The following is an 8765-nucleotide window of genomic DNA, read 5'->3' as shown; positions in this document are numbered from 1 at the left end:
AGCCGAGTCCGCGCCGGTCACGATCGCGCGTCGGGCCTCGGCTTCCAGGCGCGCCTGCGGCTCCCCGGACTCCAGGCCCGTGGTCGGCGTCTTGTCGTTGTGCTGCGATTCGGACATGCGGCCCTCCTGCTGCTCGTGGTCGTGCGGGCGACGATACGAGGGCCGACGGAGCACGGTCGATGCGCTTGACGGCGGCGGGTGGCGGCGCTAGCGACCCGATGCCCGCGGCGGTGGCCCCGCAGAATCGAGGCCGCCGTCGCGGGCGTCGAGCGCGGGTCAGTTGCTGCGGCGGATGGCGCGCACGCCCACCACGAGGCCGACCGTGGCCACCGCGAGTGCGGCGATCCAGCCCCACAGCACGGTGAGGTCGCCCAGGTCTCCGGCGAACAGCGCCCGCTCCGCCTGCACGACCCAGTTCACCGGGTTGACCGTCGCGACCGCGCGCATCCAGTCCGGCGCGGCGTCGAGCGGCAGCAGCATCCCCGACAGGATGAGCAGCGGGAAGATGAGCGACTGCTGCACGCCCCAGAACAGCCACTCCCGGTCTTTGGTCGCGAGCGCGAGCGAGTACGAGAGCGAGCCGAGGCCCACCCCGAACGCGGCGAGCAGCGCGAGGCCGATCAGCAGGCCCGGCACGTCGACCGCGAACCCGAACGGCCATGCGATCAGGACGATCACGAGGGCCTGCACCACGATCGGCGCGATCTCCTTCAGCGCGCGGCCGACGAGGAGGGACGACCGGGCGAGCGGGGCGACGAGGGTGCGCTCGTGCGAGCCGGTCATCATCTCGTACTGGAGGTTCGACCCGGTGGCGCCGGTGCCGAACAGCACGATCATCACCAGCACGCCCGGCACGAACCACGACAGGGTCTCGCCCGCGGGCTGTCCGGACTGGCCGATCAGCAGCGGGGCGAACAGCCCGAGGAACACCAGGGGCTGCAGCAGGCTGAAGATCAGGGTGAACGGGTCCCGCACCACGGGCTTGAGCTCCCGCGTCAGCACGTGGCGGGTGTCACGTGCGAGGTTCGGGCGCACGAGCGTGTCGGTGGTGGTCATGAGAGGACTCCTGTCGTGGTCGGGGTGGAGGCGGGCGTGGGCTCGTCCGTGGACTCGGGGGCTCCTGCACCCTCGCCCGCATCGCGCAGGGTGCGTCCGGTGAGGGCGAGGAACACGTCGTCGAGTGTGGGCGGCACTCCGGTCGCGCGCTGCACGACGATGCCCGCGGCGTCGAGCTCCCGCACGACAACGGGCAGCAGCCGGTCGCCGTCGGGCACCGCGAGGGAGAGGCAGGCGTCGTCCCGCACGACCTCGGCCGGGCTCCGTCGGGCGACCACGGTGCGCGCCCGCTCGGCCTCCGCGGCGTCGGCGAACCCGAACGTGAGTACGTCGCCCGCGAGGGTGGCCTTGAGCGAGGCCGCGTCGTCGTCCGCGATGATGCGGCCCTTGTCCATCACCATGACCCGCTCGGCGTAGCGGTCGGCCTCCTCCAGGTAGTGCGTGGTGAGGAAGACCGTGGTGCCGTGCTGTGTGCGCAGGTCGAGGATGTGCTCCCACAGGTTCGCGCGGCTCTGCGGGTCGAGTCCCGTGGAGGGCTCGTCGAGGAACAGCAGGGGTGGTGCGTGCATGAGCCCGAGGGCGATGTCGAGCCGGCGCTTCTGCCCGCCGCTGAGCTGCTGCACGGTGCGGCCCGCGAACGACGACAGGTCGAGCGAGTCGATGAGCTCGTCCGCCCTCCGCACGCTGTCGCGCTTCGTCAGGCCGTAGAAGGCGCCCTGGCTGAGCAGTTCGTCGCGCACGCGCTGGGAGAAGCTGCCGCTGGTGAGCTGACCGACGTAGCCGATGCGCGCGCGGACGCCCGCGGCGTCGGTGCGGATGTCGTGCCCGACCACGCGCGCGCTGCCGGCGGAGGGCGGGATCAGGGTGGTGAGCATGCGGAGGGTCGTCGACTTGCCGGCGCCGTTCGGGCCGAGGAATGCGACGAGCTCACCCCGCACGGCGCTGAAGGAGACGTCGGTGACCGCGTGCACCGGCGCCTTCTTGACGGTGAAGGTCTTGGTCAGGCCTTCGGTCTCGATGAGGGTTTCGTTCATGGGAGCGAGCGTAGAAAGCAACGCGGACACATGCTGTCCGCATCGTCTGCCAATCTGAGGTCATGTCCGACACCACCGCCCGCGCCCTCGCCCTGCTCAACCTGCTGCAGACGCACCGGCACTGGCCGGGCACGGAGCTCGCCTCGCGACTGGGCGTCACCGAGCGCACCGTCCGCCGCGACGTCGACCGCCTGCGCGAGCTGGGCTATCGCGTCGAGTCCACGCCGGGGTCGGCCGGCGGCTACCGATTGGAGGCGGGGAGCGCCGTGCCGCCGCTGCTGCTGACCGACGACGAGGCGGTCACGATGGCGATCGGCCTGCGGGTCGCCGCCACGCAGCAGATCGTCGGTGGCGCGGAGGTGACGCTGACCGCGCTCGCGAAGCTGGAGCAGGTGCTGCCCTCGGCGCTGCGGCAGCGGGTGAACGCGCTCGCCGCGGCGGTGCAGCCCCCGCGGATCGGCGCGGGACCGGTGGTGTCGCCCGTGGTCATCGGCGAGATCGCGCTCGCCACGCGCGACCACGAGCGGCTGCGGCTGCGCTACGTCGACGGGCAGGGGGAGGAGAGCGTGCGGCGCGTGGAGCCGCATGCCCTCGCCCCGGCCGGACGCAAGTGGTTCCTCCTGTGCTGGGACCTCGACCGCGAGGACTGGCGCACGTTCCGCGTCGACCGCATCACGTCCGTCGAGCACACCAGGGTGCTGTTCGCGCGGCGCGAGCTCAGTGCGCAGGAGATCGAGGAGCGGGTGCTGATCGCGGCGTCGTGGTCGCCGCAGAAGATCGAGACCGACGCGGTGATGGAGCTGCCGCTGGCGGAGATGCAGGAGCGGTTCGGGCCGTGGGGACAGGGCGCCACGGCGGAGGGACCCGACCGCACGCGCTGGCCCTTCGGCGGCGCGGACTGGCGGGAGGCGATGTACGGACTGCTCTGGATCCCCGCGGGCGTCGAGTACACCACGAGCTTCCCCGAGCCGCACCGTGCGGAGCTGCGCGAGGCGGTCGAGCGGCTGCTGCGGGCGCTCGACGCTCCCACGCCCGCGTCATCCGCGGACTCATAGGGTCATCCCAGGGAACGACCCTGGCGGGGAACATCACGGCCAGGTAACGTCAGTGCCATCGCGGCGATCCGGGCGGTCCCGGGCCCCGGCTCATATCCGGAGGCGTTGCGGGTTCGACTCCCGCCGTCGCGTCCACTCCCTGAGGCGTTCGCGTCCGCGTCCACGACATGGCGCATGATGGACGGATGCCCACCGCCCCTCGACCCGGACTCCGCGTCACGGCCGGTCTCACGATCCCCGACGCCGAGCTGTCGTGGCGCTTCTCGCGCTCCTCCGGCCCCGGGGGACAGGGGGTGAACACGGCGGACTCGCGCGTGGAGCTGGTGTGGGACGCCGCGGGTTCCGCGGTCCTGTCGCCGGTGCAGCGCGAGCGGATCCTGGAGCGTCTGCGGGGACGGCTCGTCGGCGGGGTGTTGACGATCGCGGCGTCCGAGCATCGGGCGCAGCTGCGCAACCGGGAGGCCGCACGCGAACGCCTGGCCGCCCTGGTGGCGGAGGCCCTGCGTCCGCCTGCCCCGCCGCGCCGCGCGACGAAGCCGAGCCGCGGATCGAGGGAGCGTCGGCTCACGGCCAAGCACCGCCGCACCGACGTCAAGAGCCTGCGGCGTCGTCCGCGCGAGGAGTGAGGGAGCCGCTCAGCCGGAGTCGCGGGTGAGCCGCTTCTCGACGGGGCCCCAGCCCTCCTCCAGCACGGTGAATCCGGCCTCGAGGATGTCGCGCTGGTCGTCGCTCTCGGTCACGAGGATCTGCATCTGCAGGATGAACCGGGAGTACACGCGGATCTCCGCCGTGGGGGCGGTGAGCCCGAGCTGCTCGGCGATCGCGCCGGCGAGGGCGTCTTCGTGCCGCAGCCACATCTTCGCCGCGTAGTCGCGCAGGGCCGGCGTCTCGTTGAGGAAGCGCAGGAAGGTGCGGGCGACGTCGTCTCCGTGCTCGTCGAGGTTGGCGCCGATCTCGGCGGCGTAGAAGTCATGGATCGCGCGGTTGATGGTGACGCCGGTCCTGCGGTCGCGCACGGCGGCGACGAGGCGGTCGCGCTGCTCGTCGTCCTCGTCGAAGACGAGCGCCTCCTTCTGGGGGAAGTGGGCGAAGACGGTGGTCGGGGAGACGTCGGCGGCGTCGGCGACCTCGCGGATGCTGACGTTGTCGAAGCCGCGCTCCAGGAACATCCTCGTCGCGACGTCGGAGATGTTCTTGCGGGTCGCGGCCTTCTTGCGCTCGCGGCGGCCGAGGGGCGCGGGGGTGGTCATGAGAGCCAGGCTACCGCGCTCGGTACAAAAGTGGCTTGACACCAAAACTGGTATCGCTACACTTTCGGTATGACTTCACCCATCTCCTCGGTCCGTGGTGCCACCCGTGCCTGGATCATGCTCATCGTGCTGACGATGCTCACCGTCATCGGCATGACGGTGGTGCTCCCCGTGCTGCCGTTCGTCGTGCTGCAGTACGTCTCGCACGAGCGCGACCTGGCCCTCTGGGTCGGCGTGCTGGAAGCGGTCAACGGCCTGTGCGCCTTCCTCGTCGCGCCCTTCCTCGGCCGGCTCTCCGACCGGTTCGGCCGACGGCCCGTCATCATCGCCGCCGCCTTCGGCGCCGCGTTCTCCATGGCCCTGTTCGGCATCGGCGGAGCGCTCTGGGTGCTCGTGCTCGCCCGTGTCATCCAGGGGCTGACGGCGGGCGACCTGCCCGCGCTGTTCGCCTACCTCGCCGACATCACCCCGCCGGAGAAGCGTGCACAGCGCTTCGGCCTGCTCGGAGCGCTGACCGGCATCGGCACCATGATCGGCCCGGCCGTCGGCGGGCTCCTCGCGGCGATCGACCTGCGCCTGCCCGTGTTCCTCACCGCCGCCGTCGCCCTGGTGATCGCGATCCTCAGCATCTCCCTGCTGCCGGAGAGCCTGAAGCCCGAGAACCGCATCCCGCGGATCACGCTGCGCGCCGTGCAGCCGTTCGCGGTGTTCCGCGAGGCCTTCGGACGCCGGGAGCTGCGCGGCCTGATGATCGCGTTCGGCCTGCTCGCGCTGCCGTTCGGCTTCTTCGTCAACAACTTCAGCATCCTCGCGCTCGACTCCATCCAGTGGGGGCCGACGCAGATCGGGCTCCTCACGGCGGGCGTGGGGATCGTCGACATCCTCATCCAGGGCGTGCTGCTGGCCATCCTGCTTCCGCGGATGGGGGAGCGCGGCGTGATCCTCAGCGGCATCGTCGCCCAGGCGATCGGCCTGGCCGGTCTCGCGGTCGTCGCGACGCTGATCGCCCAGCCGTGGCTGTTCATCGTCGGGGCGCTGCTGCTCGCCGCCGGACAGGGAGCCGCGCAGGCCGCCATGGACGGCGCGATGTCCAACGCCGTCGGCGACGACGAGCAGGGCTGGCTCGGTGGCGCCACCCAGTCGCTCAACGCCGCGATGGGCACGGTCGCGCCGCTGATCGCCGCGGCCCTCTACACCGCCGTGAGCCACGCCGCCCCCTACTGGCTCGGGGTCGGGCTCATGGCCGTCGCGGGGATGGTCGTGGCACGCGCCCACATCGCGAACACCGCGAAGCGCCCGCGCCCCGCACCCTCCGGCCCGGCGCCCGCGGAGCTCGTGGCCGCCGAGTGACAGCTCCGCGGGGTGCCCCGGTGATCCGGGGCACCCCGCGGCTCAGTCCTTCCCGCCTCCGCGGACGAGTTCCAGCCCGGCACCGGCGAACTGCCGCAGCGTGGCATCCGGCAGGAACGCCCGCGTCAACGCGCCGCCGATCCGGGTGAGGTCGCTCTCGTCGCGGAACAGCAGGTACATGGTCTCGTAGCGCGGGTGGAACTTCTGCTTGAACCGGTGCAGCGAACCGAACCCGTACACGGGTTCCAGAGCCTCCGCGAGCCGGTCGCTGAGCGCCGCGATCATGCCCGCGTCCGGTGGGTAGTCGTGCGCGAGCGGAGCCCCGGAGAGCGACATGATCTGCGCGCCCTCGTCGGAGAACTGCTTCGCGGACGACCCGATGAGGTACTCCATGACGGGGCCGAATCCGCCCTCCCTGCGGCGCATCAGGTCGAGCGTCCACCCCCGCACGATGCCGCCCTCGCCGTAGATGGGCAGCCAGGAGAGGAAGCCGTCGACGTCGCCGTTGGGGGCGATGGCGAGGGCGAGCCGTACCTCCGGATCCTCCGCCTCCTCGAGGGTGCCGAGTGTGAAGCGCATCTCGGGGAGGTCCTTGTCGCCGACCCAGGCCTCGGAGATCGCCCGCAGCTGCTGCTGCACCCCCCAGGGCTCCTCCTTCAGATGCGTCATCCGGAACGTCATGTCCTCGCGTCCTGCCTTGTTGAGGGAGGTGCGCACGGAGTTCCAGCGCTTTCCGGTGAACTCCAGGCCCGGCAGGTCGACGATCGTGTCGTCCGCCACGACCAGGCTCCGCCAGGTCTCCGGCACCGCGGCCCGCGTGGCCTCGTCGGCGCTGAAGAAGCAGGGGATGAGCCCGGCGCCCTCCGCCGCGCGGATGAAGTCCCGCACCGCATCGGTGCGGCGTTCGCGTGGCCCGATCGGATCCGCCAGTGCCAGTGCCACGCTGTTGCGCCGCTGATACGCGACGATGCCGCCGTCCACGCGCGCGAACGCGTTGCCCTCCCAGGTGGTCATCCACGACAGGGTGCCGCCGCCGTGGGTCTTCAGCTCCTTCTCCAGGTCGGCGAGCGTGGGTGCCGGCTGCGCGCCGAGCTTCGACCGCCGTCGGGCCCGGAACGCCCGCCGCACCACGATCAGGTAGACGAGGATCAGCAGCCAGAGCACGCCGCTGGCGAGGGCGAGCTCGGTCTCGCCGTCGATCTGCAGTTCGAGCTGTGCCTCGCTGGTGAGGATGATCAGCGCCAGGATGAGCGCACCGGAGAGCACGTTGAGGCTGGCGAGGATGATCGCGAGCACCCACGCCCATCGTCGACCGCGACGCAGCCCGTTCGCGATGAGCAGGATGACGGCCGCGTCGAGCGCGGTGTCCAGGAATCCGCCGGAGACGGGTGCGGTGGGGCCGAAGGGGCCGTCGGTCGGGACCAGGACGGTGATGACCTCGGTCGCCAGCAGGAGCAGCACGGCCATGACCGCGATGAGGCGCTGCTCGCGGACCGTCGTGTGCCGCACGCGCAGGCTGCGGTCCACCGCGAGGATCAGCAGCACCGCCAGCAGATGCTCGAGGTCGGCGACCTTGCCCCAGAACATCATCGCGATGAAGACGAACCCGAGGAGGATGAGCCAGCCGCGTACCCGCCACGGGGGACGGAACAGGCCGACGGCTGCAGCGATGCAGGCCATCGTGCCCCCGGACGCGCCCACGTCGAGCGCGCGCGCCTGCTCCGACGCCCACGCCCACTCGAACTGCGACAGCAGCAGGAGCAGCAGCGCGGTGGCGAAGATCGCGAAGAGCTGTCCCACCGCGTAGTAGGCGATCGCGACGCGGCTTCCGCGACGGAACTCCAGGTACCCCATGCCCCAGAAGCCAGCGATCGTGAACAGGTACACCCACGGCTGGTTGACGAAGAACGTGCCGGTGACCGGCGTCCACCATTTGCCGTCCGACAGGTTGGGCAGGCCGTACGCGACCGAGGGGAACAGCTCCGAATCCTCGAACGGCCGCCACAGTCCCTGTGAGACGACGCCGACGACCAGGATCAGGCCCACCATCGTGAGGGTCGCCGGGATGCGCCGGGCGACGGTGATCAGGGGGCGCGCGGGAGCGGAGGCATCCTCGGACATGCGCTCAGCGTAGCGACGGGTCCCCCCGGCCGGCGGGACCCGGCCGGGGTATCCCGCTGCCGCCGGGTCAGTCCGCGACGGCCTTCGCGATCGCGTCCTCCAGATCGCCCCAGGCCGTCAGCTCGAGCATCTCGCCGTCGACGAAGAACGTGGGGGTGCTCGTGACGCCGAGTCGCTCGCCGTCACGCTTGTCCTGCTCCACCCGCGCGAGGGTGGCGGGGTCGGCGACGGCCTCGTCGTACGCCGCGAGATCGAGGCCCAGCTCCTGGGCGAACGCGCGGAACACCTCCGGGGTCTCCTCGGGCTGCTCGCCCCAGTTCGCCTGCGTCGCGAACAGGTGGTGGTACATGTCCTCGAAGCGGCCCTGCTGTGCGGCGGCCTCGGCGGCCAGGGCGGCCTGTGTCGAGTTGACGTGGCCGGGGAGCGGGAAGTAGCGCGCGACGTAGCGGATGTCGCCGTCGTACGTGTCGCGGAGCTCCTCGACGATCGGATAGAAGGCGCCGCACGCCTCGCATTCGAAGTCGAGGAACTCGACGACCGTGACGGCGCCGGGACCGCCCTCGTCGAGCACGTGCGAATCGGTGCGGACGGTTGGCTGGCGCTGGCCCGCGTCGGGGTCGGGCTCGTCGGCGCGCTGGGTGATGGCCCAGACGATGGCGACGATCAGCAGGACGACGGCGACGGCGATGGCGATCAGGGCCGCCTTGACAGGGGTTCTCACGGGGTTCTCCAGACAGGGGTACGACGGATGGGGGTGCCGCGGGCGCGGCGCGGAGTCGTCGTACGGCTCAGGTCCGGGAGAGGGACAGTTGTGCGAGGGAGGGGGCGAGCCGGCGCGGGCGGGGCGTCGCGCGCAGCGGCGGGGTCGTGCGGGGTGTCCGGCCGAGCGGCGTGCCGGG

Annotated in this window: 8 protein-coding genes and 1 tRNA gene; 4 read left to right on the top strand and 5 right to left on the bottom strand. The window is 71.6% G+C overall.

The genetic code is table 11. The features are described 5' to 3' along the window. Positions 1-276 precede the first annotated feature (276 nt). Together DW299_RS07360 and DW299_RS07355 are read right to left on the bottom strand one after the other, a co-directional pair. Positions 277-1056: an ABC transporter permease gene (locus tag DW299_RS07360; RefSeq protein WP_136036199.1), complete on the bottom strand. Its 780-nt coding sequence runs from the start codon at positions 1054-1056 to the stop codon at positions 277-279. Then, on the bottom strand, positions 1053-2090 hold the full coding sequence (locus DW299_RS07355; protein WP_136036198.1) for an ABC transporter ATP-binding protein: 1038 nt from the start codon (positions 2088-2090) through the stop codon (positions 1053-1055). Before DW299_RS07355 ends, DW299_RS07360 begins: the two co-directional genes overlap by 4 nt. 62 nt (positions 2091-2152) lie before the next feature. Between DW299_RS07355 and DW299_RS07350 the strand changes: the two genes are divergently transcribed. The 3 genes from DW299_RS07350 to arfB all read left to right on the top strand — a co-directional run bounded on the left by DW299_RS07350 (position 2153) and on the right by arfB (position 3771). Continuing rightward, positions 2153-3145 (top strand): helix-turn-helix transcriptional regulator, encoded by a 993-nt coding sequence (locus tag DW299_RS07350; protein ID WP_136036197.1) that lies wholly within the window; start codon positions 2153-2155, stop codon positions 3143-3145. A gap of 59 nt (positions 3146-3204) precedes the next feature. Beyond that, positions 3205-3280 (top strand) — tRNA-Met (locus DW299_RS18925). Positions 3281-3330: 50 nt separating this feature from the next. Continuing rightward, positions 3331-3771: an alternative ribosome rescue aminoacyl-tRNA hydrolase ArfB gene (arfB, locus tag DW299_RS07345; RefSeq protein ID WP_136028667.1), complete on the top strand. Its 441-nt coding sequence runs from the start codon at positions 3331-3333 to the stop codon at positions 3769-3771. 9 nt (positions 3772-3780) lie between these two features. On the opposite strand, the gene DW299_RS07340 is transcribed toward arfB, so the two are convergent. Next, positions 3781-4395 carry a TetR/AcrR family transcriptional regulator gene (locus tag DW299_RS07340; protein ID WP_136036196.1) on the bottom strand — a complete coding sequence of 205 codons (615 nt, stop codon included), beginning with the start codon at positions 4393-4395 and terminating at the stop codon, positions 3781-3783. Between the two features lie 69 nt (positions 4396-4464). Here DW299_RS07340 and DW299_RS07335 point away from each other — a divergent pair, with 69 nt between their 5' ends. Continuing rightward, a complete protein-coding gene (locus tag DW299_RS07335) occupies positions 4465-5745 on the top strand; it encodes an MFS transporter (protein ID WP_240745336.1) in 1281 nt (426 codons plus the stop codon). Positions 5746-5787: 42 nt separating this feature from the next. On the opposite strand, the gene DW299_RS07330 is transcribed toward DW299_RS07335, so the two are convergent. Together DW299_RS07330 and DW299_RS07325 are read right to left on the bottom strand one after the other, a co-directional pair. Then, a complete protein-coding gene (locus tag DW299_RS07330) occupies positions 5788-7866 on the bottom strand; it encodes an MprF family protein (protein ID WP_136036195.1) in 2079 nt (692 codons plus the stop codon). A 67-nt stretch (positions 7867-7933) separates the two neighbouring features. Beyond that, positions 7934-8587: a DsbA family protein gene (locus DW299_RS07325; RefSeq protein WP_136036194.1), complete on the bottom strand. Its 654-nt coding sequence runs from the start codon at positions 8585-8587 to the stop codon at positions 7934-7936. Positions 8588-8765 lie beyond the last annotated feature (178 nt).

Origin of the sequence: Microbacterium sp. K35 (assembly GCF_004794375.1) — a bacterium.
Classification (GTDB): Bacteria; Actinomycetota; Actinomycetes; order Actinomycetales; family Microbacteriaceae; genus Microbacterium; species Microbacterium sufflavum.
Note: the sequence above shows the minus strand (reverse complement) of the source record. Positions and strands in the feature narration are given on the sequence as shown.